21 protein-coding genes are annotated in these 23,995 nt (G+C 36.3%); 13 read left to right on the forward strand and 8 right to left on the reverse strand.

The annotated features are described in order from the left end of the window. Window positions 1-15 precede the first annotated feature (15 nt). The 3 genes from NST76_RS21780 to NST76_RS21790 form a co-directional block, all read right to left on the reverse strand. On the reverse strand, window positions 16-723 hold the full coding sequence (locus NST76_RS21780) for an amino acid ABC transporter permease (RefSeq protein WP_036123917.1): 708 nt from the start codon (window positions 721-723) through the stop codon (window positions 16-18). An 82-nt stretch (window positions 724-805) separates the two neighbouring features. Then, window positions 806-1,669 carry a transporter substrate-binding domain-containing protein gene (locus NST76_RS21785; RefSeq protein WP_036123919.1) on the reverse strand — a complete coding sequence of 288 codons (864 nt, stop codon included), beginning with the start codon at window positions 1,667-1,669 and terminating at the stop codon, window positions 806-808. A gap of 30 nt (window positions 1,670-1,699) precedes the next feature. Continuing rightward, a complete protein-coding gene (locus NST76_RS21790) occupies window positions 1,700-2,869 on the reverse strand; it encodes an acyl-CoA dehydrogenase family protein (protein ID WP_058844106.1) in 1,170 nt (389 codons plus the stop codon). Window positions 2,870-3,150: 281 nt separating this feature from the next. On the opposite strand from NST76_RS21790, the gene NST76_RS21795 reads away from it, so the two are divergent. Further along, window positions 3,151-3,897: a hypothetical protein gene (locus tag NST76_RS21795; RefSeq protein WP_036119444.1), complete on the forward strand. Its 747-nt coding sequence runs from the start codon at window positions 3,151-3,153 to the stop codon at window positions 3,895-3,897. Window positions 3,898-3,984: 87 nt separating this feature from the next. Here the strand turns inward: NST76_RS21795 and NST76_RS21800 are convergent, their stop codons facing one another. Then, window positions 3,985-4,365 (reverse strand): VOC family protein, encoded by a 381-nt coding sequence (locus NST76_RS21800; protein ID WP_089933349.1) that lies wholly within the window; start codon window positions 4,363-4,365, stop codon window positions 3,985-3,987. A gap of 226 nt (window positions 4,366-4,591) precedes the next feature. Between NST76_RS21800 and NST76_RS21805 the strand changes: the two genes are divergently transcribed. Next, a complete protein-coding gene (locus NST76_RS21805) occupies window positions 4,592-6,541 on the forward strand; it encodes a methyl-accepting chemotaxis protein (protein WP_340812372.1) in 1,950 nt (649 codons plus the stop codon). A gap of 268 nt (window positions 6,542-6,809) precedes the next feature. Beyond that, the gene (locus NST76_RS21810; protein ID WP_342544448.1) at window positions 6,810-8,759 is read left to right on the forward strand and encodes a methyl-accepting chemotaxis protein; all 1,950 of its coding nucleotides are present in this window, start codon (window positions 6,810-6,812) and stop codon (window positions 8,757-8,759) included. 101 nt (window positions 8,760-8,860) lie between these two features. Here NST76_RS21810 and NST76_RS21815 read toward each other — a convergent pair whose 3' ends face one another. Next, window positions 8,861-9,280 carry a VOC family protein gene (locus tag NST76_RS21815; protein WP_036119456.1) on the reverse strand — a complete coding sequence of 140 codons (420 nt, stop codon included), beginning with the start codon at window positions 9,278-9,280 and terminating at the stop codon, window positions 8,861-8,863. A 236-nt stretch (window positions 9,281-9,516) separates the two neighbouring features. Here NST76_RS21815 and guaC point away from each other — a divergent pair, with 236 nt between their 5' ends. Beyond that, window positions 9,517-10,500 carry a GMP reductase gene (guaC, locus tag NST76_RS21820; protein ID WP_036119459.1) on the forward strand — a complete coding sequence of 328 codons (984 nt, stop codon included), beginning with the start codon at window positions 9,517-9,519 and terminating at the stop codon, window positions 10,498-10,500. Between the two features lie 194 nt (window positions 10,501-10,694). Beyond that, window positions 10,695-12,425, forward strand: coding sequence for a methyl-accepting chemotaxis protein (locus tag NST76_RS21825; RefSeq protein ID WP_036119462.1), 1,731 nt, complete (start codon window positions 10,695-10,697; stop codon window positions 12,423-12,425). A 46-nt stretch (window positions 12,426-12,471) separates the two neighbouring features. On the opposite strand, the gene NST76_RS21830 is transcribed toward NST76_RS21825, so the two are convergent. After that, window positions 12,472-12,696: a hypothetical protein gene (locus NST76_RS21830; protein WP_036119465.1), complete on the reverse strand. Its 225-nt coding sequence runs from the start codon at window positions 12,694-12,696 to the stop codon at window positions 12,472-12,474. A gap of 220 nt (window positions 12,697-12,916) precedes the next feature. Between NST76_RS21830 and psiE the strand changes: the two genes are divergently transcribed. The 3 genes from psiE (at window position 12,917) to NST76_RS21845 (ending at window position 16,279) form a co-directional block, all read left to right on the forward strand. Further along, complete coding sequence (gene psiE, locus NST76_RS21835; protein ID WP_036119468.1) at window positions 12,917-13,372, forward strand: phosphate-starvation-inducible protein PsiE; 456 nt, start codon at window positions 12,917-12,919, stop codon at window positions 13,370-13,372. A 627-nt stretch (window positions 13,373-13,999) separates the two neighbouring features. Next, on the forward strand, window positions 14,000-15,007 hold the full coding sequence (locus tag NST76_RS21840) for a hypothetical protein (RefSeq protein ID WP_036119471.1): 1,008 nt from the start codon (window positions 14,000-14,002) through the stop codon (window positions 15,005-15,007). Between the two features lie 123 nt (window positions 15,008-15,130). Then, window positions 15,131-16,279 carry a fused response regulator/phosphatase gene (locus NST76_RS21845; protein WP_036119474.1) on the forward strand — a complete coding sequence of 383 codons (1,149 nt, stop codon included), beginning with the start codon at window positions 15,131-15,133 and terminating at the stop codon, window positions 16,277-16,279. A gap of 42 nt (window positions 16,280-16,321) precedes the next feature. On the opposite strand, the gene NST76_RS21850 is transcribed toward NST76_RS21845, so the two are convergent. Together NST76_RS21850 and NST76_RS21855 are read right to left on the reverse strand one after the other, a co-directional pair. Then, window positions 16,322-17,176 (reverse strand): protein-glutamate O-methyltransferase CheR, encoded by an 855-nt coding sequence (locus NST76_RS21850; protein ID WP_036119477.1) that lies wholly within the window; start codon window positions 17,174-17,176, stop codon window positions 16,322-16,324. Window positions 17,177-17,181: 5 nt separating this feature from the next. Next, the gene (locus NST76_RS21855; protein WP_271911926.1) at window positions 17,182-19,920 is read right to left on the reverse strand and encodes an ATP-binding protein; all 2,739 of its coding nucleotides are present in this window, start codon (window positions 19,918-19,920) and stop codon (window positions 17,182-17,184) included. A 184-nt stretch (window positions 19,921-20,104) separates the two neighbouring features. On the opposite strand from NST76_RS21855, the gene NST76_RS21860 reads away from it, so the two are divergent. The 5 genes from NST76_RS21860 (at window position 20,105) to NST76_RS21880 (ending at window position 23,916) form a co-directional block, all read left to right on the forward strand. Then, entirely contained in the window at window positions 20,105-21,295 is a 1,191-nt protein-coding gene (locus NST76_RS21860) for a M14 family metallopeptidase (protein ID WP_036119487.1), read from the forward strand. A 184-nt stretch (window positions 21,296-21,479) separates the two neighbouring features. Continuing rightward, the gene (locus tag NST76_RS21865; protein WP_036119488.1) at window positions 21,480-21,809 is read left to right on the forward strand and encodes a PadR family transcriptional regulator; all 330 of its coding nucleotides are present in this window, start codon (window positions 21,480-21,482) and stop codon (window positions 21,807-21,809) included. Further along, window positions 21,806-22,213, forward strand: a complete 408-nt coding sequence (locus NST76_RS21870) for a permease prefix domain 1-containing protein (protein ID WP_036119491.1) — start codon at window positions 21,806-21,808, stop codon at window positions 22,211-22,213. Before NST76_RS21865 ends, NST76_RS21870 begins: the two co-directional genes overlap by 4 nt. A gap of 47 nt (window positions 22,214-22,260) precedes the next feature. Then, window positions 22,261-22,872, forward strand: coding sequence for a hypothetical protein (locus NST76_RS21875; protein WP_230593766.1), 612 nt, complete (start codon window positions 22,261-22,263; stop codon window positions 22,870-22,872). Window positions 22,873-22,884: 12 nt separating this feature from the next. After that, window positions 22,885-23,916 (forward strand): alpha/beta hydrolase, encoded by a 1,032-nt coding sequence (locus NST76_RS21880; protein WP_036119497.1) that lies wholly within the window; start codon window positions 22,885-22,887, stop codon window positions 23,914-23,916. The last annotated feature ends 79 nt before the right edge of the window (window positions 23,917-23,995 follow it).

The following is a 23,995-nucleotide window of genomic DNA, read 5'->3' on the forward strand; positions in this document are numbered from 1 at the left end:
GTTCACGCCTCCTCCTTAAGTTGTTTCTAAAGTTTTCTTACCCTTCCCAAATATCTTTTCTAATATAGTAAATATTTTTTCTATAATAATTGATAACACCCAATAAATAATGGCTAATGCAATATAAATTTCTAAGGCATGAGCATTGATGTTACTGGCAATAATTAAATTTGCCTTGCCCACAATGTCAATTAGACCAATTGTATAAGCTAGTGCACCTTCTTGTAGCAAAGCAATCATACCATTCCCAAAGTTCGGCAAAGCAACGACAAGTGCCTGTGGGAAAATAATTCGACAGTATGCCTGAAATGGTGTTAAGCCCACACTAACCGCTGCTTCAAACTGACCTTTTGGAATAGCTAAATAGGCTGATCTTATCACCTCAGACATGATTGCAGCAAATTGTAAGGTGAATGTTACGACAACGAATATAGCTGTTTCAATTGAATGGAGGTTAAGACCAACATTTTCTGCTAATGCTGGCACACCATAATAGACAAGAAATAACAAAACGATGGATGGCGTACAACGCATAATCGTTGTATATAAATTTGCGAATTTTTGTAACCACTTTATTGAAGATAGCTTAGCTGCCGCCAACAATAAACCAAATAGTGTGCCTAAGATAATCGAGGACCCTGCAACTAAGAACGTCATTTTTAAAAATGGTAATAACATTGGGATTGCGTTCCAAATGTAGGTTGCATCAAAATATTTATCCATTTCCTCACCAACTTTTCCTTTTATGAATAAAGACTGCTGAGCATTAAAGACTCAACAGCCTTATTATTCGTTCCGTTTCAAACTAACGATTAACATTTTCTAGCACTTCAAATAAATCGCGACCATAGAACTTGGTGCTTAATTCATTTGGTTTTTTCTGCTCTTTAATTTGAGCTATCGCTTTATCGTAGGCATTAGCAAATTCTTGCTCTTTTTTATTGAACAGAGGCCATGTTTTAATGACAGCAAATTCGTTATAGACAACCTCATCTTTTAAGTTGTAATAAGGGCCATCCTCAGCAAGCACTTGTTGTTTAAATGGTCCCTCAATCATGACGCCACCATCAACACGACCTTCATTTACCCACTGCACAACGTCTACGGTAAATGCATCACCAGCTTGAAGTTGTACTTTATTATCTGGATTTGCCGTATTATACTCATCGATAATTGTATATTGCGCGTTATTAGCAGCAATCGGTGCTAAAGAATAACCTTTTTTTGCAAAATCGGCTAATGTTTTCACACCTTCATCCTCTTTACGTAAAACGAGCCCCGCACTACTTAACCCTAAAAATTCCTTCGGGAAAATAAATTTCTCTGTACGCTCCTGTGTAAAGAAGGCATTTTTAACCCCTACTTGATATTTCCCTTGCTCAACACCAATCAACAAATCATCACTTGTTGTACCTACGTATTCAAATTGATAGTCAGGTAATAATTCATCTACTAATTTCATTACTTCTACATCATACCCTGTTGGATTTCCATTATCGTCGATATAGCTAATAGGCTTGGAGGCTTGATCGTAGGCGACCTTTACTGTACGAACCTGTTCACCATCACCTGAATCCTTATCTGCTGATTCCCCTGAATTACACCCCGTCAAAAGTGCTATAGAAGCCAAACCAATTGCGGCAAATTGAAATAATCTATTCTTTTTCATCTGTCATTTCTCCTTATTTCCATGTAATCATTATGAATTTCCATTTAATCTTTGTTGTTCAATAGCGGCAGTCGCTAACTTTATAATCGTCATATCATCCATGGGCGGATTATGAAGTCCTGCACGGACGTTACGATAATAGCGTTGTAATGGATTGGATAGCTGCAAGCTTTTCGCTCCCACTACACGCATTGCCTTATCGACTATATCTATTGCCATGTTTGTTACTGTATGTTTAGCAACAGCCATTTCATTTGTTAATAAACTACGTCTAGCTGGATCATCATAAGCCTCAGCCACTCCATACAAGACAAAACGTGCTTGATGAAGCTTTAATTCAATATCTCCTAAAAGCTGTTGTACATTTGGCAACGTACTAATCGGAGCATTCAAGCTATTCGGTTGATGATGATTGGCAAAATGGATCGCATAGTCACGGGCAGCCTGTGCAATACCTAAGTATGTTGCTGGGATATGGAGTATCCAGCCATTTATCTTGCCACCACTAGGATGACTTGGTAACTCTACTAAATGCTCTGTTGCCACTATGACATCTTTTAACACAAGATCATGGCTACTAGTACCTCGCATCGCAGACATTTCCCAATTTTCTTCAATCGTTAGCCCTACAGAATCTTTATGAATGAGGAAAAAACCAATTTGTTGCTTTTCTTCAATCCAAGCTGAAGTAAGGAAATAATCGAGCACCGGTGACGCAGTCGTAAAGATTTTGCGTCCATTTAATAGCCAGCCCTCTTTTGTCGAAACAGCATATGTTCCAGGTCGACCACCGCGTGTTGGACTACCCGTTGCTGCCTCACTAACTGCTCTATTAATGATGGCACCGCTCTTTATTTCCTGAGCGAATGCTGTTAATACATCTTCAGTCCATAAGTGGGTTTCATATATTTCACCAACAACGCCTAATGTCCAGCCAAGAGAAAGAGATGCATTTTCGTCATAGCTTGCTAATGTTTCTTGCACAAGGACCATATCATAGACCGATAAACCCTCTCCGCCATATTGTTTCGGTAAAGTTAGTTGTGGATAGCCAATTTGCAAAAGCAATTGATGTGCTTCAAACGGGAAACGAGATTGTTCGTCTACCTCAACAGCCTCAGCCTTAATTGGCTCTGCAATAGCTGCTAGCTGATCTAACCAAAACCGTTGTCGCTCTGTTTTTACAAATAAATCCTTCAAGTAAATCTCCTTCTTCCTAATATATATAAATCATATAAAATTACTAAGAATTAATAGTGAAAAAAAATCTCTGCCTACATATTGTAGTGAGACACTATTCGGTACTGAATTTTCTGATTCGTTGACATTTATAATACTTTTCACATTTGAAAATGTCAATGGGTGAAACTCAAGTTTTTTTGTTAGTTTAATATGAATTACAATGTTTCAATTTTACCCTTTAATTTATGCACCATGCTTTGTTTACAACATATGCTAAGACTAATGAAAGAGGTGTATACATGACTAATCATTTTAATTCGCCACAAAGTGCTGGCACCTTATCCTATTTGGCTCCACAAGTAATTCAAACTAAGTTTGGAGATATTAATGGCGATGGTTTTTTGGAAACAATTTTTTTAGTGGGCGTTCAACAACCGGATAGCCCTCTGTGGAAAAATATCACACTCACTATTTTTTATGTGCAAACACAACAAATGCAACAATTTCCCTTGAAACAGAATTTGGGCTATAATCCGACTATTTTTCTAGGCGATTTTACTGGTAATCATATTGAGGATATTCTGGTTGTCTCTGATACTGGGGGTAGCGGAGGAATTATAAACGGTGAAATATTTTCATCCATCAACAATCAAGTTCGTTCTATTTTTGACGCAGAGTCTTTTAATAATAAACTCAAATATAGCGTTAATTATGTAGATCACTACAAGGCTGTAGTTCAAAGTTCGAATCCCGCTAAAAGATACACAATCGATTTACAGTATAAAGGAGCGGACTACTTAGCAGAAATTTATAATCCAGACGGTACATTAAAGCAACCTATAGAAGGCTGGGTAGACCCTTTTAGCGGACTATATCCCATTGATTATGATCGAGATGGAACCTATGAAATTTTAGGGTATCAAGGAATTGCAGGTAGGTATCATGCCGATGGACTAGGCTATGTAGAAAATGTTTTAAAATGGAATGGTCATGAATTTATGATAGATCGACAAACGGTTAGTATTTTTGGAGAGGATTTATCATAGAAGACTCTCTCTATTAAATAAGATGAAAAACAGGAATCTGTTCATTTTTGCTTAAAAACAAAGCAAAATACGAGCAGATTCCATCATTTATATTTGTTTTTCAACTAAGGCAAAATAGTTATTTTCAGGATCAGCAAAATTAAATACCCTACCCATTGGCATCATAACTAAATCGCCCACTTTAATGCCCTTTGCCTGAAAATCTTGGTACATTTCTTCAATTTTATCAGCATAAAACATGATAGACGGAGTTCCTAAGTTTAGCTCCGGCTGCATTTTAGCTATGATCTCTTTATTGTGCAACACAAATGATGTTTGTGCATCCTTCGTTGGCGCAATTTCAATCCAGCGCATCCCTGCTTCTTCCTGATCAGCAACGACAACAAACCCCACTTTTTCTGTCCAAAACTTTACTGCTACCTCTTGGTCATTAACATATAGCATTACCTGCCCGATTTGATGAATCATAACCTATTTCCCTCCTCTTTTGAGCATTAGTATATATCAAACTGTAGCTTTATATAGCTTCTAACGATTTCAATTTAGCGAAATTTCGAATAATTGACCATAATATATATAACTTGTAAATTATTATTCCAAAGTACTTAACTTTTATTTTATTTCTGATAGAATGAGAATTATTTACCTTCTAGGGAAAAGTTTAGACTAAAAAAATTATGTGAGGATAATACAAGTGAAACAACTAAGTTTAAGAAAAAAGCTTATTTTTTCGTTTTTAGCAATGCTTCTCATCCCAACCCTGTTGATTGGAATTGTTTCCTACCAAAGTGCAGAAAAGCAAATTTCCGAAGAACAACATGCAAGTGCAACTGAAAGTGTACGTATTCTTAATACTAATATTACGAATACCATTGAACCCAAACTAAAAGATGTGCAATATTTTTCAAAAAAATTTAGTAAAACCTACTTTCAAGATCATAACATTCCGAAACTTCAATCATTACTAAGCGAATACATTAATATGCACCCTGAAGTAGAGCTGATTTATATTGGTACTGCCGATGGCAAACTACTTGACGAGCCTGCTCAAGACTATCCTGATGGCTTCGATCCTCGTACAAGACCTTGGTATAAGCAAGCTTTAGATAATAATGGAGAGGTCTCCATCACTGCCCCTTATGTTACACAATCAACGGGTGACATTGTCATTACAATTACGCAGGCTTTACCAGATGGTTCTGGAGTCATAGGATTAGATCTTAACATTTCTACATTAAGTGATATTACGAATAATATCCGCATTGGAGAGACTGGTTTTGCATCTCTTCTAGATAGCAATAAGCTCTATATCGCACAGCCTGAAAAAGAAAGTGGTACTGAGGCAACAGAAAACTATATCACTAAAATTTATGAGCAAGAAAGCGGCACAATTATTGAAAGAGACCGTCATTTACAGTTTGCTACAAATGAACTTACTGGCTGGAAGATAATAGGCACAATGTTTACTGCAGAAGCTGCAAAGGCTGCTGCCTCCACTTTAAATATCAACTTGATCATTATTGTTGTGTCCATTCTAGTTGGTATTATGTTTATGCTCTTCATGATTAAGTCTGTAGTTAATCCAATTAATCGACTTAAGCAAAGCGCGTTGAAAATTAGTGAAGGTAATTTAACAGAGTTTATTGAAATTCATTCTAAAGATGAAATTGGACAACTTGGGGAAGCTTTTATCTCCATGAAGGTTAGCTTGAAAAAACTAATTCGCAACGTGGACCAAAGCTCCCAGCATGTTCAAAAGTCTGCTCAAGATTTATCTGCCAATGCAGAACAAAATATTGCTGCCTCTGAACAGGTTGCGGATGCTATGCAACAAATGGCAGTCAGCACGGAAAAGCAAACAACAGGTATTGACCAAAACGCTATCTCCATTGAGGAAATTGCTAAAGGGGTTGTTGAGGTCGCAGACAGCTCTATGCAGGTATTAGACCTTTCTAGCCATGCTATCCAACTGGCAGATGAAGGTGGACAAGCAGTCGAGCAAACTGTACAACAAATGAACTCTATTCATGAATCTGTTACACAATCAGATACAATGATTAAAACTCTATATGATCGCACGAAAGAAATCGGTTCCATTTTAGAGATGATTAGTGCCATTTCAGACCAAACAAATTTACTAGCCCTCAATGCTGCTATCGAGGCAGCAAGAGCTGGAGAACATGGCAAAGGCTTTGCCGTAGTAGCCGATGAAGTACGAAAATTAGCAGAGCAATCTCACCAATCAGCAGAGCAAATTGCTGCGCTCATTACGAGTATTCAGCAGGATACAGCTAAATCTGTGCAGACTATGGTCAAGGCTTCAGCAGATGTTCAGGATGGCTTACAATTGACAGAATCAGCAAGTAAGAAATTCGCCAGCATTATTGAAAGTCTACGAAACATTGCGCCAAAGATGGAGGATATCTCTGCCTCTGCACAAGAAATGTCTGCAGTCGTGGAAGAAGTCTCCGCTACAGCTATTGAATTATCAGATCACGCCAAATTAAATGCTGCAGCTACAGAGGAAGTTGCTGCTTCTACTGAGCAAACTTTATCCTCTATGCAGGACATGGCATCCTCTGCCAAAACGTTACTTGATATGGCGGATGAATTGCAAGGTTACGTAAATCGTTTTGAATATTAAATTATCCTTTCAGAATCTGAGTTCTATTATGGAGCTCAGATTTTTTCTGTACTAATTTGACATATAAAAACAGGGGAAATTACAAAATAAAATATTTTTCTACAAAAAGTACTATAGTATAACTTTATTTTCCAGATTTTTCAGAAAATTATGTTGATTATTATTCATTTTCCTCTTAGAATCAGATTAAACATTGGAATGACTTGTCTATTGAACCAGTTATCAAATTATGACAATTAACTAATGTCATTTTAAGGAGGAATACTATATGAAACAGATTAGCTTAAGAAAGAAACTCATTTTTGCATTTTTAATGATACTCCTCATTCCCGCACTTTTAATCGGGTATACCTCCTTTAAAAGTACTAAAAATCAGATTTTAGAAGAGCAACAAGCAAGCGCTAAGGAAAGTGTGCGTATGCTTAACAGCAATATTACAAATACAATTGCGCCAAAAGTTCATGACATTGGATATTTTTCCAAAAAAATAAATCAATCTTATTTACAAGAAGATAAAAAAATTGAATTAAAAAAACTTTTTCAAGAATATATTAATACTCATCCTGAGGTAGAGCTGTTATATATTGGAACAGCAGATGGTCAAATAATTGATGAACCCGTCCATGATTATGCAAGTGATTATGATCCACGTAAACGACCTTGGTACGTAGAAGCAATTGAGAACAAAGGGCAAGTATCCATTACTTCACCATATATCTCAAAATCAACAAATAATGTAGTAGTGACTGTCATGCAAGCTCTTCCAGATAATTCTGGTGTGATGGCCTTAGATGTAAATATCTCGGTTCTTAGTGCACTGACAGACGAAACACGTATAGGAGAAACTGGGTTTGCATCCTTACTAGATCGTAATCAGCTATATATTGCGCAAAAAGATAAAGAAAGCGGCTCACAAGCAACAGAAGAATATATGGCAAAAGTTTACGAACAACAGGAAGGTATGATTACGGAAGATGATCGCCAGTTACGTTTTGAAACCAATGAACTTACAGGGTGGAAAATAGTTGGTACAATGTTCATCGCAGAGGCTACAGAGGCAGCTACTGCTTCATTTACTATCACATTGCTCATCATTGGTATTTCTATTATTGTAGGAATTATTTTTATGCTCTCTATGATTAAATCTATTGTGAACCCTATTAAACGACTTCAACAAAGTGCATTAAAAATTAGTGATGGCGATTTAACGGAGTTTATTGATATTCATACAAAGGATGAAATTGGACAGCTTGGTGAGGCATTTGTCTCGATGAAAGTTAGCTTAAAAAAACTGATACGCAATGTTGACCAAAGCTCTCAGCATGTTCAAACCTCTGCCCAAGGACTTTCAGCTAATGCTGAACAAAACATAGCTGCATCTGAACAGGTAACAGAGGCTATGCAGCAGGTAGCTATCAGCACCGAAAAACAAACAACTGGAATCGATCAAAATGCTGTTTCCATTGAGGAAATTGCTAAAGGTGTTGTAGAAGTGGCAGATAGTGCCCTACAAGTTTCAGACCTGTCCAGTCAGGCTATCCAATTAGCAGAGGAAGGCGGACATTCTGTTGAACAAACTGTGAATCAAATGGTTTCCATCCATGAATCTGTGACACAGTCCGACACAATGATTAAATCACTGTTTGATCGAACAAAAGAAATTGGTTCCATTATAGAAATTATTAGTGCCATTTCTGACCAAACGAACCTTCTTGCTCTGAATGCCGCTATTGAAGCAGCCCGAGCTGGTGAACAAGGCAAAGGCTTTGCGGTTGTAGCAGATGAAGTACGTAAATTAGCGGAACAATCCCATCAATCAGCAGAACAAATTTCTACGCTTATTACAGGCATACAACAGGACACAGCTAAATCTGTGCAAACGATGATGAAAGCTTCATCAGATGTCCAAGAAGGGTTACAGCAATCTGAGGATACGAAAAAGAAATTTACAAGTATCGTTGAAAGTCTTCGAGAGATTGCACCGAAAATGGAAGATATATCAGCTTCGGCACAAGAAATGTCTGCCGTTGTAGAAGAAGTATCCGCAACAGCCATTGAGCTATCAGACCATGCAAAACTAAATGCAGCAGCCTCTGAAGAAGTTGCCGCTTCAACGGAACAAACATTGTCCTCCATGCAGGAAATCGCTTCTTCGGCTAAAACTTTACTTGATATGGCGGACGAATTACAAGGCTATGTAGACCGATTTAATTACTAATTATCCATAACGCTTGGCTTTCGACAAAAGACATGGATGAATTAAAATAAAGCACGATGATCTTTGGACTTTCCAAGATCAGCGTGCTTTTAATTAGCTATTTATTCATTTGCCTCATGGCTAAATTGCCATTCAATACCGAATTTATCTGTCAACGAACCGTAACATTTACTCCAAAATGTTTCTTGTAACTCCATCGTTACTTTTCCTCCGTCTTTCAGCTTATCAAATGCTGCTCGCATTTGCTCTTCGTCATCGGAAACAACCGCTAATGTAACATTATTCCCAACGGAGAACGGTGAGCCTGGAAATGTATCTGAGAACATAATTCTACTACCAAATACAGAAAGTCTTGTATGCATCACAAGATCTTTCGCTTCCTCTGGTAGTGGGTAATCAGGATTTTGAGGTGAATCTCCAAACGTCATAATTTCAGCCTTGTCCGTATTAAAAGCATTTTCGTAAAACGCAACAGCCTCTCGACAATTTCCATTAAAGATCAAATACACTTCTACTGCCATTTCCAACACTCCCTTGTCATTTTTTGAAACAATTCTATTGTACATGGATTACAAAACATAGCACAAATTATAAATGGAATCATTCATCTACAAATAAATTTATTCCCCCTTATTTTTAAATTTTTCATTTATTTTCGTAAAAGCTTTGACATTTACTCAAAAATCATGTAAATTACCAAATGGCGAACAATTTAAAATAAATCTTTAAAAATATTCGTATTTTAGGAGTGTATATAATGGATAACGTATTTGACTATGAGGATATTCAACTAATTCCCGCAAAATGTATTGTAGAAAGTCGTTCAGAGTGTGATACTTCGGTTACTTTAGGTGGGCATACTTTTAAGCTTCCTGTAGTACCTGCAAATATGCAAACAATTATTGACGAAAATCTTGCTAAGAAACTTGCTGAAAACGGTTACTTTTATATTATGCACCGTTTCCAACCAGAAACTCGTATAAACTTCATTCAAGAAATGCAAGGAAAGGGCTTAATTGCCTCGATCAGTGTTGGTGTAAAAGAAGATGAATATGCGTTTATTGAAGAATTAGCAGCTGCTAATTTAGTACCTGAATTTATTACAATTGATATTGCACATGGTCATTCAAATGCTGTTATTCGTATGATTCAGCATATTAAAAAGCACTTACCAAACAGCTTTGTCATTGCTGGAAACGTTGGAACACCTGAAGCCGTACGTGAACTAGAAAATGCTGGCGCAGATGCTACAAAAGTAGGCATTGGACCAGGTAAAGTTTGTATTACTAAAATCAAAACAGGCTTTGGTACAGGTGGCTGGCAGCTAGCTGCACTACGTTGGTGTGCAAAGGCTGCTACAAAGCCAATTATTGCTGACGGTGGTATTCGTACACATGGCGATATCGCTAAATCTGTACGTTTCGGCGCTTCAATGGTGATGATTGGTTCTTTATTTGCTGGGCATGAAGAATCACCAGGTGAAACAATTGAGGTTGATGGTAAAACGGTGAAGGAATACTTCGGCTCTGCCTCTGAATTCCAAAAAGGCGAACGCAAAAATGTCGAAGGAAAGAAAATGTATGTTGAGCATAAAGGTAGCATCAAAGATACATTAATCGAGATGCAGCAAGACTTACAATCATCTATTTCTTATGCTGGTGGCACAAAACTAGAGGCTATTCGAAATGTTGATTATGTTATCGTAAAAAATTCTATCTTCAATGGAGATAAAGTATACTAATCCATAGTAACCCCGATAAAGAACTACTTGTTCTTTATTGGGGTTCTTTTATGAGACCTTCCCCATCAATTGTTCTATAAGCATCATGAATACATAGTATATTAAAATATGACATTCATTATCAGAATTTTCTATTTTATTAGAAAACTATATATTATAATATAACTATATTGGAGGAACGGAGGTTTTGTTTCATGAAATCAGTACGTAATAAACTTGTTAGTCTTGCCATCATAGTTATTCTAATATCAACAGTACTAGTTGGAACCGTCAATTACATCGTAGTGAAAGGTGAACTAGATCAAGTAGGTCGACAAAGTCTTAAAAATGGCACACTAGGCATTCTTGAATTAATTGCACAATTAGATGCTCAAGTCCAAAAGGGAAATATAACGTTAGAGGAAGCTCAGGAAAGTGCAAGAACACAAATTGTTGGTAAAAGAGTTGAAGACAATAAACGATCCATCGATAATCCTGTTAAATATGGGGATAATTTTTATTTCTATGCCTTTCAAGATAGCGGCATAGTCGAAACGCATCCATCTCTTGAAGGGCAAAATATTGCTGAATTACAAACAGAGGATGGACGCTTTTTTGTACGCGAAATGATTGAAGCAGCTAAGGCTGGCGGAGGATATGTCCGTTATGATTGGGCACTACCCTCCACCCCTGAAATCGTTGCACCTAAAATTACTTATGTAGAAATGGACGAACATTGGGGGTGGATTATTGCAGCTGGTACATACGAAATGGACTTCAATGCAGGCACTAAAAATGTTTTCTATTACACACTTGGTATGACAATCCTTGCAACGATTATTGGTGTGGCACTCTTCTGGTTCTTCTCTGGACGAATGACTACCTACATACGCAAAATCATGGTGATTACTTCAGATATTGCTAAAGGTAAGCTAACTGGCGATGACATACCTGTTACCACAAAAGATGAACTAGGTATACTGGCTAATAACGTGAATAATATGAAACATAGCTTATATGAAATGGTCAACAATACGAAGGATAGCGCCTCTCAAATGAGAGTTTCTTCAGAGATGCTTAGTGCTATTACAGAGGAAACAACCGCTTCTGCTGACGAAATTCATCAAGCAATCAATGACATCTCTAAAGGGGCTGTTGTGCAAGCAGAAGAAGCTGAGATGGCCATTAGTAAGGTTGAAACACTATCTTCACTTATTTCACTTGCTACAAATAAATATAGTGAGATCACTGAAAATATGAATATCATCAATTCATCACAAGAAAATGGTAGACAAAAAGTAGAAGGTTTACTGCAAAATTCAAGTGAATTCACACAGGTGATTGAGGAGTTAAGAACTAATTTCTCCAGTTTGACGAATCAAATGAAAGAGATTCATCAAGTGGTACAAACAATTACATCTATATCTGAACAAACAAACCTCTTGGCACTCAATGCTAGCATAGAGGCAGCGCGTGCTGGTGAACACGGTAAAGGTTTTGCCATTGTGGCAGAGGAAGTCCGGCATTTATCGGAGGATACAAACGAAGCTACTACGCGTGTCAGAAATCTATTACAGCGTATTGAGGTGGGTACTGCAAACTCTGATGCAAAGATGATACACACGCTCCAACTTTCACAAAATCAAGCCATATCGATTACTGAAGTAAAAGGAGCTTTTACATTCCTAGCAGACTCCATTCAGGATATTACAAAGCATCTCGTTTCACTAGATGAGGGAATGAACGACATGGCGGAAAATCGCATAGTGGTGATGAATGCTATCAAAGAAATAGCCAGTGTAGCTACTCAATCTGCCGCAGCTACGGAACAAATTAATGCTTCCATAGACGAACAAAAATCAGCAGTGAACTCGATTATGCACTCCTCTATGGAACTTCATACAGAGGCAGAGCGCATGTACGACTTAGTAGAACGCTTTACATGACAAGAAAAAAGAATGCTACGGTTTAGGCGTAGCATTCTTCTTAACATTATAGTTTGTTAATTACTGCGTGGATTGTTTCCTTAAGCTCTGCATCATGATCAGCAAGTTCTACAAGGTTTCCTAGACGTTCACGTAATACAGGGCGCTCAATTACTAATTTTTCATCAAGTACTTGTACCAGTAGCTCGATAATAAGACGATCACGAACGTTTAACGCTTCTTCTAAACGTTCTGGTGTAATTTTCGCATCAGTTTTTGCAGCTTTTGCCATTTTAAAAACCCCTTTTATATTTTATATTCATGCACATCTATTTTAGCATACCACTAAATTATTTTGAAAACTTTCTTTCATGAAAATATACCAAAACTTTACAAAAAATAAAGACAAGATTTACGGCAAATTGTTATATTTATATCATAATAAGCCACTGCTCAGCCATATGATGATGTATTTAACAAACCTAATACTAACACTCGATTGGAGGAAATGTATGAATCAAAAAAATTTTACTTATTCGCAGCTCATTAAAGCTGTGCCGAAATCTCTACAGCTATTTCTCAACGTTTGCCTTGTGCTACTAGCTCTTATCCTATCATTTTTGCTTTTTAAGGAGCTAATCGAATTTCTTAAAATATTAATCTTCGCCAAGGAAGGTGGCGATTATAAATTATTCCTTGCCAATATTCTTATTTTCTTCTTATATTTTGAGTTCATCACAATGATTATTAAATATTTTAAAGAGGATTATCATTTTCCACTGCGCTACTTTATATATATAGGTATCACAGCGATGATTCGTTTAATTATTGTGGAGCATGATCACCCTCTAAACACTTTAATTTATTCATTGATTATCCTGATATTAATCATAAGCTATTTTATTATTAATATCACACCACTTGAAAGACCAACGCGATCTTCTATTTTTATAAAAAAGGAGCACTGACCGGTAGTAAGAGCTATTCCTATTCTAAAATGTCGAAATACATGTAGGCTTTTCAAACACATAGAAAAACTGCAATAAGTCTTATAAATATAGCTCTTGGATCGTTACTACACCTATCACCAGCGAAGAAAGCTCGATCCAGAGCCAAAACCCATTTTCTTATAAAAATAAACGGAAACAAAACAACAAAATGAATGTTTTTTGCTAAAAAAATTTGAAAGAGATGTTAGATGAGTTCTTTAGCAACCTTCTCTTTTTATGTAATAAAACAACTGCAACAAGCCCTACCCCACCAATTACTAGAAAACAGGTTCAATTGAAAGTCATGTAGTTGCATACCACCAATGAGTTTGTCATCTTCCCAAAGTCCATAATACTGAAAAAATTATCAAGCGATTTTTCAGCTGCTCTTTTGTCCCATTCTTCCTGGATAGTCTTTTACAACGATATTCAGAAAGTCTAAAACATCTTGTTCTTTTAATAACTTCTCTATTACTCTCATCATATCCCCTCCATTTTCAAAGTGTTGCATGTTGTTTGTGCATTTTTCATATTAATTTTTATATCCCACAAATAACCTATACACCGAAATAATGAACAATGAAAATGATTAAAGGAGGAAAATAAATGTCTTTAATTGATTCGTATATTCACGAAGTGTCTAAAAGGCTACATAAGAATAAGCGTGAAGACATAAAGCTTGAACTAAAAGCTACGATTGAGGATATGCTGCCTGAGTCCTATTCTGAATCCGATGTTAAGGATGTACTCCAAAAACTTGGAAGTCCTACCGAAGTTGCGGCAAGCTTTCAGGATACACCTCGTTTTTTAATTGGCCCAGAGATTTTTGATCAATATACAAGAACAATCAAGCTAGTTATGCCTTGGGCTATTTTCATTACGATTATTATTCATGTAATCCAAAAAATTGTGCTCTATTCAGGTGAAGAAGCGCTTCTTTCAACCATTATTTCGGCATTTGCCATGATTATTGTGGCGATTATTGCTGTAATATTTCACGTATTGTTTTGGATTACCGTTGTTTTCATCATCATCGAGCGCTCTGGTTCTGAAAAGATTCATTTACCCTTTTTGAAAAACGCCAAGCAATGGTCTCCTGATGATTTAGTTAAAATGCAACCCATTCCCAAAGTTAAAGTCATTACTTTAAGTGATACGATTTTTAGCCTAGCTGGAATTCTAATATTTTCTTTTGTCTATTGGAATGCTTATCGTCTTTTAGGGATTTATACAACGAATGACAATGGTAGCTTGAAATTTGTTATGCCAATCTTTAATCAAAATGTTTTACAATCATTTGCTCCTATCGTCTTATTATGTATTGTTCTTAGTCTCGCATTAACCTTTATAAAATGGCGTGCTGGTCAGTGGACAATGCTCATCGCCATCACGAATGCACTACTTCAAAGTGTAGGAACGATCGTCTTTATTTTAATGGCGATACACCAAGATTTTATTCATAGTGCCTCGATTCCCTACATGGCTGCTATCCTAGAAACAACATCCGCTAAGGTTGCCTATACTATAGATAAAATCTTACTCGTCAGTATAATTATTGCTGTTTTAGCAAATGCATTTGATATTTATCAAGGATTTAAAAAAGCGAAAGTATAAAATCCCCCTCTTCAAATCGCTAAAATACCTTTATTCTCTGATGTTTTGTATAATGATAAAGTTGAAAGTATTTTATATACATGAATAATCTGCACAATTCAATCAGAGTAAGGGGAATTAACTATGACCATTCTTCTAGTAGATGACAATCAAGTCAATCTATTTGTCATTGAAAAAATACTAAAAAATGCAGGTTATGATAACTGTGTTTCTCTTTCATCTGCTTATGAGCTATTTGATTATTTACAATTAGATGCACCAAATCCAACAGGAAATTCTGTAGATTTAATATTGTTAGACATTATGATGCCGGAAGTAGATGGTATTGAGGCCTGCAAACGCATTAAGCAAAATGAAAGATTGAAAGATATTCAAATCATATTTGTCACAGCACTGGAAGATAAAAACAAACTAGCAGAAGCACTAGACATTGGTGGCGTAGATTATATTACAAAACCAATTAATAAAACGGAGCTGCTTGCAAGAATTCGTGTTGCCTTACGCTTAAAAGCTGAATTAGACTGGCACACCCAGCATGACAAGAAAATTCAATATGAACTAGATCTAGCCACTCATGTACAACGAAGCCTGCTCAGTCCACCATTAAACGAGAAGGATATCCGGATAGAAGTTTCTTATCTACCATCCTCTAATTTAGCAGGCGATATGTATTATTGGTACAAAATAGACGATCATCGCTATGCTATCATTTTATTGGATATGATGGGTCACGGTATATCTGCAGCGCTTGTTTGTATGTTTATCTCCTCTGTTTTAAGAGAGGCCGTTAAACAACTAAACGACCCAGAGCTTGTCATCAAAGAACTGAATCGTTATATGACTCTTTTACAAGATGGAAAAGATAATAATCTTTATTATTTTACAGCGATTTATTTCATCATTGATACAGAGCAAAAAACAGTCGAATACATAAACGCTGGTCACCCTCCTGGATACGCACTAATAGATGAAAAAACATGTATTCCATTAAATCAAGGTAGCTGTGCGGTCGGCTTTTTCGATGAAATGAAAGTTCAAAAGCAATGTATTCAATATGAACAAGATATTCAAATTGTGTTATTTACAGATGGTGTTTTAGAGGCAATGGGCCCCTGTGAAATCGAATCAGAAAAGCATTTGCAAACGCTAACATCCACTAAGTGGGATTATTCACAATGCCTCATTGACAACCTATTACCTAAAGATAAACAAGAAAACCAGCCTGATGATATGTGTGTATTAATGATTCAAGCTAGCACTACTTCCATATAAATAAAAAGCAGAGGCTATCACATGAAGATAGCCTCTTACTCATTAAGACATTTTTTGATAAATTCTTTCGTAGCCTACGATTTCTCGATATTTTGAAATAATCTCTTCAAACCGCAATGTTTCTTTATCCCCTAAGCATAAAAATCCTTTGTCACTTAGACTCTCATAAAACAAGTGGTGTACCTGGCTCTGTAGCTTAGGTGAAAAATAAATCAGGACATTTCTGCACAAGACAACATGAAACTCATTAAAGGAATGATCCGTTACTAAATTATGCTGAGCAAAAATAATATTTTTCAATAGTGTTGGATGGAAGTAAGCATATTGATAATCTGTTTGATAGTATTCTGAAAACGCATGGGCTCCTCCAGCAAGCATATAGTTTTTCGTATATGCCTGCATTTTATGAATAGGGAAAGCTCCTTTCTTCGCTTTTTCTAATACTTGCTCATTCATATCTGTTGCATAAATAATAGACCTCTCTATAAGCCCCTCTTCCTGAAGTAAAATAGCCATAGAATATACTTCCTCACCTGTCGCACACCCAGCATGCCAAATACGTATTTCTGGATACTCTCTTAAAATGGGGATTACTTTTTCACGAAAAGCTTTAAAAAAGCTAGGATTACGAAACATCTCGGTTACATTTATCGAAAAATCATTCAACATCTGCTCTAAAAATTCTTGATCATGAATGACCTTTTCTAGTACCCGGGAAATCGTTGGAATGTTATTGATCCCCATCCTATTATAAATTCTACGTGAAATGGATGAACGATTGTATTGACGAAAATCATAGCCTGATAAACGATAAATAGCCTCTAGTAATAAATCAATTTCTAAATTTGTTTGTTTATTTAATTGTATTTTTTGCTCCAAAGGCTGAAATTGCTCCATGTTCATTAACTCCCTTTAGAAACGAGCCAGACTCTTAAGACCGATAGTAATTGATCTAAATTTAATGGCTTGCTAATATAATCAGATGCGCCAGCCTGCAATGATTTATCACGGTCATTTTTCATAGCCTTTGCCGTCAATGCAATGATCGGTAAGTCTATTCGTTTCATTTGTTGTCGAATAATAGTCATCGCTTCATAGCCATCCATATTCGGCATCATTATATCCATCAGAACGAGATCGATGTCAGGATGCGCATGCATTACCTCTAAGCATTCAAGCCCATCTTTAGCAACTAGAATGCTCATACCTCTTTTTTCTAATGCCGTTTTTAATGCATAAATATTACGGTTATCATCATCTACTATTAAAATATTTTTCCCTTGGAAAACCTCTACCTCTTGTTGAAGGGCTCCCTCTATTTCCTTTGACTGCTCTGCAATTGGCTCCTCTACCAATGTAACGGCCACTTCGTTCATGGCAAGCTTTTGACAATGCTCCTCTTCGATTCCATTTGGTAAGCTTGGAATCGTTAACGTAAAGCTACTCCCCTGTCCTTCAGCACTTTGCAGCGTAATCCAGCCACCAAGCAATTTAGCAAACTCCTTACAAATAGAAAGACCAAGTCCAGTCCCACCATATTTTCGAACCGTAGCGCCATCGGCTTGCTGGAATGATTCAAAAATAAGCTGATGCTTGTCTTTTGGAATACCTATCCCCGTATCTGATACAGTAATTTCAAGCCAATCTGTACTTATATCCTGCATATTATTTGTTAACTGCTGTGGTGTAAGCTGATGAATAGCTAAATTTACCGAACCATGTTCCGTAAATTTAAAGGCATTGGATAATAAATTCTTTATGATTTGATGGAATCTCTTTTCATCTGTATAGAATACATCTACAACATGATCTGCCTTTGAAATATGGAATGCTAAATTCTTCTTCATCGCAACAGGTGCAAAGGTATGTTCAATTTGTACAGGTACTTCGCTCATGTTCACTTCATTAAAAATAATATCAAGCTTTCCTGCCTCGACTTTTGATAAATCTAAAATATCATTAATTAAAGCAAGTAAGTCCTCTCCAGAAGAATGAATGACTTGAGCATACTCTATTTCCTCGTCTGTTAGATTTTGTTGACTATTTTCTGCTAGCATCTCCGATAAAATTAATATGCTGTTTAAGGGTGTTCTTAATTCGTGTGACATGTTTGCTAAAAACTCGGATTTGTAGTTTGAATTCAAGATAAGCTGCTCGGCACTTTCTTCTAATTCCTTTTTCGCCTTTTCTAGCTCTCTTGATTTAGATTCTGCCTCTTTTGTACGTTCTTCAAGCTGCTCATTAATCATTGTCAGCTCTTCGGTCTGCATTTGTAATTCTTCTGATTGTGTCTGCAGCTCTTCTGATTGAACTTGTAACTCCTCAGTCATTGCTCTAGATTCATTCAATAGACGAACAATTTCCATGCGTCCTAAAACACTATTCACTGTTAGCCCAAAAGTTTCTGTGACCTGCTTTACTAATTCTTGCTGTAGCTTACTAAATTTAGTCATTGTCGCTATTTCTGCAACTGCTATCACTTCATTTTCAAAAATGACAGGAATCAATAAAATATTATGCGGTCTTACCTCGCCTAATCCTGTTCTGATTAAACGATAGTCTTTTGGAATATTATCGTAAAATAACATTCGTTTTTCTAATGCACATTGCCCAATTAATCCTTGTCCTATTTTAAAGCTTTCCATACCGACGCGATCATCTCCGTCAGCAAATGCAGCCTTTTTCACAAATTGTACTTGGTCCTCTGTTACTTCACGAACATAAAATGCACCAAGCGATGCCTCTGTTTTCTGCGCGATTTCTGACAGGAAGGTCTCAGCCAATTTTGTGATGGCTGAAACTCCTTGATATTTTGTCACAATTTCCGCAATATTGCTTTGTAGCCATTCTCTCTTTTCGACTGACTCTAGCAGTATATTCGTTGCATTAGCAAGATCATTCACTTCATCATTGGTATTCACATAGATTCTTCTTGTAAAATCACCTTTTGTAGCTGCGATTTCTTGTATGGTTTGTGTAACTTCTGTTATCGTTTTTACAATAGAACGTGAAATACCACTAGCTATGACAATTGCTATAATAGAAACTAAAATTAAAATCCCAAATAAACCACTAGTTAATTTATTATTTTGTTTATCTAATTGACTTGCCTTCGCCTGTGTATAAACATTTTCAGTTGAACGGAACGAATCAAATAACTTACGCATTTTCTCCAAATCTTGGCGCCCAGTATCTACTTTAAAAAACTCATTTAACGCTTCTATATTATTATCTTTTTTATATTGAATCGTTGGCTCTCCCGAAGTGGCAATCCAATGTTCAATCGTTTCCTCTATCTCTTTTAGTTTTTCCTGCTGTGATGGTTTATCTGTCATTCGCTGATAGAGATCATTAAAATCTATTTTCCAATTATCAGCTGCCTTATTATAAGGCTCAAGATAGCTTTGCTTGCCTGTAATAATGAAAGCTCGCTGACTCGATTCCATATCCAATATATATTTTTCAATTTCATTGGTTAGTGTTTGAACATTGGAATCGTACTTAATAATATAATTTCTTTCCTTTTGCAAAGAATTAATTTGATTATTTAATATGACAACGGCTGCAAGTAAGCAAAGAATGATTACGATATAACCTAATGTAATCTTAGAGCGTATACCCAATTTCAATCTATTTAACATTTGGTTTTCCTACCTTTACCTTTCTTTAACTCTATTTTATTACTAGTATACATGTAAAAATAACTGATTATCTCTTCTTTTGACATGAGCAACAAAGAAATTTTGCTGTTTCGTATTAATAAGTCTATGCATTTTTCATATACATTTTATATTGAGTCATTTCTAAATTAAGGAGAGAATACATGTGGACATAATCGTAAGACCAGGAGATTCACTTTGGCATTTCAGTGAAGTGTTTAAAATACCGCTTCAACTAATTTTAGATTCCAATGAAAATATAAATCCCCAATTTTTAAGAGTTGGACAACGCATTCGTATTCCTGGTTTTGTGACCATCGACTATCAATTGAAACAAGGGGACTCTTTTTGGCAAATTGCACAGAGTCAAAACCTCCCCCTAGTCGCCCTATTACTCGTTAATCCAGGTCTCAATCCAAATCGCTTACAAATTGGTCAGATGATTCGTATACCACAACGTATTACGTGGCGTTTAGTTGATGGTAAGCAAAATTATACGTATACCCGTATGATGAATGATCTTAATAAACTAATTGATGCTTATCCTTTTCTTCACAATTCAACTATTGGTAGTTCCGTTTTAGGGAAAGGTCTACCTGAGTTGTTGATTGGCAATGGAGCTAAACGTGTTCACTATAACGGCTCCTTCCATGCAAATGAATGGATTACTACACCTATTATTCTAACATTTTTAAACGACTATTTGCTCGCCCTCACCAACCAAAGTAGCATTCGTGGCATCTCTCCATTCTCTCTTTACCAGCAAACCTCTCTTTCTATCGTACCCATGGTGAATCCTGATGGAGTGGATTTAGTAATACAAGGTCCCCCAAATGATACAACATTAAGAAATCAACTAATTACATGGAATAATGATAGCTCTGATTTTTCTGGCTGGAAAGCAAACATCCATGGCATCGATTTAAATGATCAATTTCCTGCACAATGGGAGTTAGAAAGTGCCCGTAACCCTAAGACACCAGGGCCTAGAGATTATGGTGGTGACAGACCTTTATCTGAACCTGAAGCTATTGCGATGGCTGACTTGACTAAACTACGTGATTTTTCAAGAGTACTAGCCTTTCATACACAGGGGCGTGTTATTTATTGGGGCTTTGAAAATCTTGAGCCTCCAGAATCAGAGGTACTTGTGAATGAATTTAGTAGAGTCAGCGGCTATGAACCCATTCAATCTGCAGGAAGCTATGCAGGCTATAAAGATTGGTTCATTCAAGATTGGCGTAGACCTGGCTTTACCGTTGAGCTAGGAAGCGGTACGAATCCTTTGCCAATCAGTCAGTTTGACGAAATTTATGAGGAAGCCCTCGGAATTTTTCTTGCAGCATTATATATGTAAAAGTATTGTTTGAGCTCCATTCGCTATGAAATTGTCCTTTGCGGCATTTCAGTGAATGGAGTTTTTTCATGAAGAGGAATTGGACATAATTGCCAAAAAGGAAAAATAAATTACTTTGACAGGTAGAGTAATGTTTGCTACTATTACTCTGACAGATAGAGCAATAAAATAAAGTAGGTGACTTATGGTTCGCAGTGATATTATCCGAGGACATTTGGATTCGATTATTTTACGGCTAATTTCAGAAAAAGATCGTTATGGCTATGAAATTTCTCAGGAAATAAGTCTCCGTACAAACAATCGATTTCAAATCAAGGAAGCAACTTTGTATGCCGTTTTTCAACGTCTCGAGAAAAAGGAAATTATTGAAGCCTATTATGGCGATGTTTCACATGGAGGCAAAAGAAAGTATTACCGTATTACCTCATTAGGTAAAGCCTATTTAAATGAGTTAGTGAAAGAATGGTCAGAAGTAAAGGAAATAATCGATTTATTTATGGAGGGCTTTGAATGAAAAGAATAAAAAACCATATTGATGAGCTTTTTAAGGATATTCCTCGTAATAACGAGACTGAAATGGTCAAACAAGAAATCATTGAAAATCTTGAAGAAAAAGTATTTTACTTGATGGATCAAGGAAAGGAACAAGAAGATGCCATCAATAAGGCGATTGTAGAATTCGGAGATATTGAAGATTTGAAAAAGGAATTGGGTGTTAAGGAGCCTGCTAAGAAAAACATGGCAAAACTAAATTTAGAGTTTTCCATCTGGGGGAGTGGCTTAATCATTGCATTTTTTATCTTTATTAATCTTTATTACACTCCACATACAGTTTGGGCCATCTATCCAATCTTCGCAATACTTTGGTGGCCTTTATCAATGTACTTTGTATGGTCACGTAAGAAATGGGGTGAATGAACATGAGGAACTTTATTAACTTTTCTTTAGCCGGGAGCCTGATGACCATGATTTTTTTAGGGATCGTCAATTACACGACATCACCGCAAACAATGTGGTTTATATATCCTTGCCTGCTGCTCTTGCTATGGCCAATTACGCTATTTTTTATGTCTAATAAAATGTATAAACAATACTCTATCGTTTGTAGTGCAATGATTATCGCATTTCTTATCGTTGAAAATTATTTATATGCACCAAATCATTTATGGTTTATCTATGCTATTTATCCAATTATCTGGTGGCCGCTTCTTATGTACTTAGGTGAAAAAGCAAAAACTTTAAAAACAGCACTCATCGGCTGTGCTTCCACAATTATTTATTATGCATTCCTGAATATCATGCTGTCTCCTCAATATCCTTGGGCGATTTATCCCGCGTTTTTAATTATGTGGTGGCCTCTAGCTTTATATCATGCTCAACGGAAAACGTTTGTAGCATTCTCCGTGACAGCTTCATTGCTAATTAGTATCTTTTTCATTATTGTTAACGTCGTTTCTTCACCTACGGTTATATGGGCGATCTACCCTATTTTTGTTACGCTATGGTGGCCGCTAAGTATGTATTTTTATGTGTATAAAAGAAAAATGTATCAAGCTACCTTTACGAAACGCATGTAAAGAAGGGATTCTATGAAAGCTATTAAAAAATTCGTCAAATATCTTGTCATTATCATGAGCTCCTTACTTTTACTAGCACTTCTATTCCCAACATGGACATCATCTATAAAGGGAACTAATAGCATTAGTACATTAGAGCAGGTAGCAATTAACGACAGTGACCATGAAATTATGATACGTGGGCAAAACAAAGATAATCCTGTGATCATCTTTGTCCACGGTGGACCTGGCTGTTCTGAAATCCCCTATGCCAAAAAATATCAAGATTTGTTGGAAACCGAATTTACCGTGGTCCATTACGATCAACGGGCTAGCGGGAAATCCTATCATTTTTTCGAGGACTATTCTAATCTTTCATCTGACCTGCTTGTGGAGGATTTATTAGCACTGACTGATTATATAGCTAATCGCCTAGACAAAGAAAAAATCATCTTAATCGGTCATTCCTATGGTACATATATTGCCACACAAGCAGCTGCTAAAGCTCCTGAAAAATATGAAGCCTACATTGGTATTGGTCAAATGAGTAATACCATTGAAAGTGAAATGGATAGTTTACAGTACACCATCCTACAGGCTCAACTCAAAGGGAACACAGAAGATGTTGTATATTTACAAAGGTTAACGGAAGACATAAATAAGGGTAAGACATTTACACCCCGCCATTACGTAAATAAATATGGAGGAGCCACAAGAAACATTGATAACCCTGACGGCAATATGTTAGGAATGCTATTCAGTGCAGAATATAATTTATTGGATATGATCCGCTACAACAAAGGCCTATCATTATCTCAAGAAGCATTATTAAAAGAGGTCATGCAACATCCATTACCTACTAAAGTTAATAGACTAGACCTCCCCTTCTATTTTGTAATGGGTGACTACGACTATCAAACATCATCGAATACCGCTAAAAAATACTTCGACCAAATAGATGCCGAGAAAAAAGAATTTATAGCATACGAAAACTCTGCACACTACCCACAGTTCGAAGAAAAAGATAGATTTTTTGAATGGATGCGTGTGACTTTTAAACAATAAATTTTTTTAGAGCTATTCTATGCTTGGAAAGATTTATTTAATTGCTATATAATTTAATTATTAAATATTTTAATGGACG

This window comes from Lysinibacillus sp. FSL W7-1291 (genome assembly GCF_038593415.1).
Lineage (GTDB): Bacteria > Bacillota > Bacilli > Bacillales_A > Planococcaceae > Lysinibacillus > Lysinibacillus fusiformis_D.

Coding starts and splice junctions, on each gene's coding strand:
- NST76_RS21795 (WP_036119444.1), top strand. CDS start 3,151: ATGACTAATCATTTTAATTCGCCACAAAGTGCTGGCACCTTATCCTAT.
- NST76_RS21865 (WP_036119488.1), top strand. CDS start 21,480: ATGGTTCGCAGTGATATTATCCGAGGACATTTGGATTCGATTATTTTA.
- NST76_RS21815 (WP_036119456.1), bottom strand. CDS start 9,280: ATGGCAGTAGAAGTGTATTTGATCTTTAATGGAAATTGTCGAGAGGCT.
- NST76_RS21830 (WP_036119465.1), bottom strand. CDS start 12,696: ATGGCAAAAGCTGCAAAAACTGATGCGAAAATTACACCAGAACGTTTA.
- guaC (WP_036119459.1), top strand. CDS start 9,517: ATGGATAACGTATTTGACTATGAGGATATTCAACTAATTCCCGCAAAA.
- NST76_RS21855 (WP_271911926.1), bottom strand. CDS start 19,920: ATGTTAAATAGATTGAAATTGGGTATACGCTCTAAGATTACATTAGGT.
- NST76_RS21850 (WP_036119477.1), bottom strand. CDS start 17,176: ATGGAGCAATTTCAGCCTTTGGAGCAAAAAATACAATTAAATAAACAA.
- NST76_RS21845 (WP_036119474.1), top strand. CDS start 15,131: ATGACCATTCTTCTAGTAGATGACAATCAAGTCAATCTATTTGTCATT.
- NST76_RS21875 (WP_230593766.1), top strand. CDS start 22,261: ATGATTTTTTTAGGGATCGTCAATTACACGACATCACCGCAAACAATG.
- NST76_RS21840 (WP_036119471.1), top strand. CDS start 14,000: ATGTCTTTAATTGATTCGTATATTCACGAAGTGTCTAAAAGGCTACAT.
- NST76_RS21800 (WP_089933349.1), bottom strand. CDS start 4,365: ATGATTCATCAAATCGGGCAGGTAATGCTATATGTTAATGACCAAGAG.
- NST76_RS21780 (WP_036123917.1), bottom strand. CDS start 723: ATGGATAAATATTTTGATGCAACCTACATTTGGAACGCAATCCCAATG.
- NST76_RS21810 (WP_342544448.1), top strand. CDS start 6,810: ATGAAACAGATTAGCTTAAGAAAGAAACTCATTTTTGCATTTTTAATG.
- NST76_RS21825 (WP_036119462.1), top strand. CDS start 10,695: ATGAAATCAGTACGTAATAAACTTGTTAGTCTTGCCATCATAGTTATT.
- psiE (WP_036119468.1), top strand. CDS start 12,917: ATGAATCAAAAAAATTTTACTTATTCGCAGCTCATTAAAGCTGTGCCG.
- NST76_RS21785 (WP_036123919.1), bottom strand. CDS start 1,669: ATGAAAAAGAATAGATTATTTCAATTTGCCGCAATTGGTTTGGCTTCT.
- NST76_RS21870 (WP_036119491.1), top strand. CDS start 21,806: ATGAAAAGAATAAAAAACCATATTGATGAGCTTTTTAAGGATATTCCT.
- NST76_RS21880 (WP_036119497.1), top strand. CDS start 22,885: ATGAAAGCTATTAAAAAATTCGTCAAATATCTTGTCATTATCATGAGC.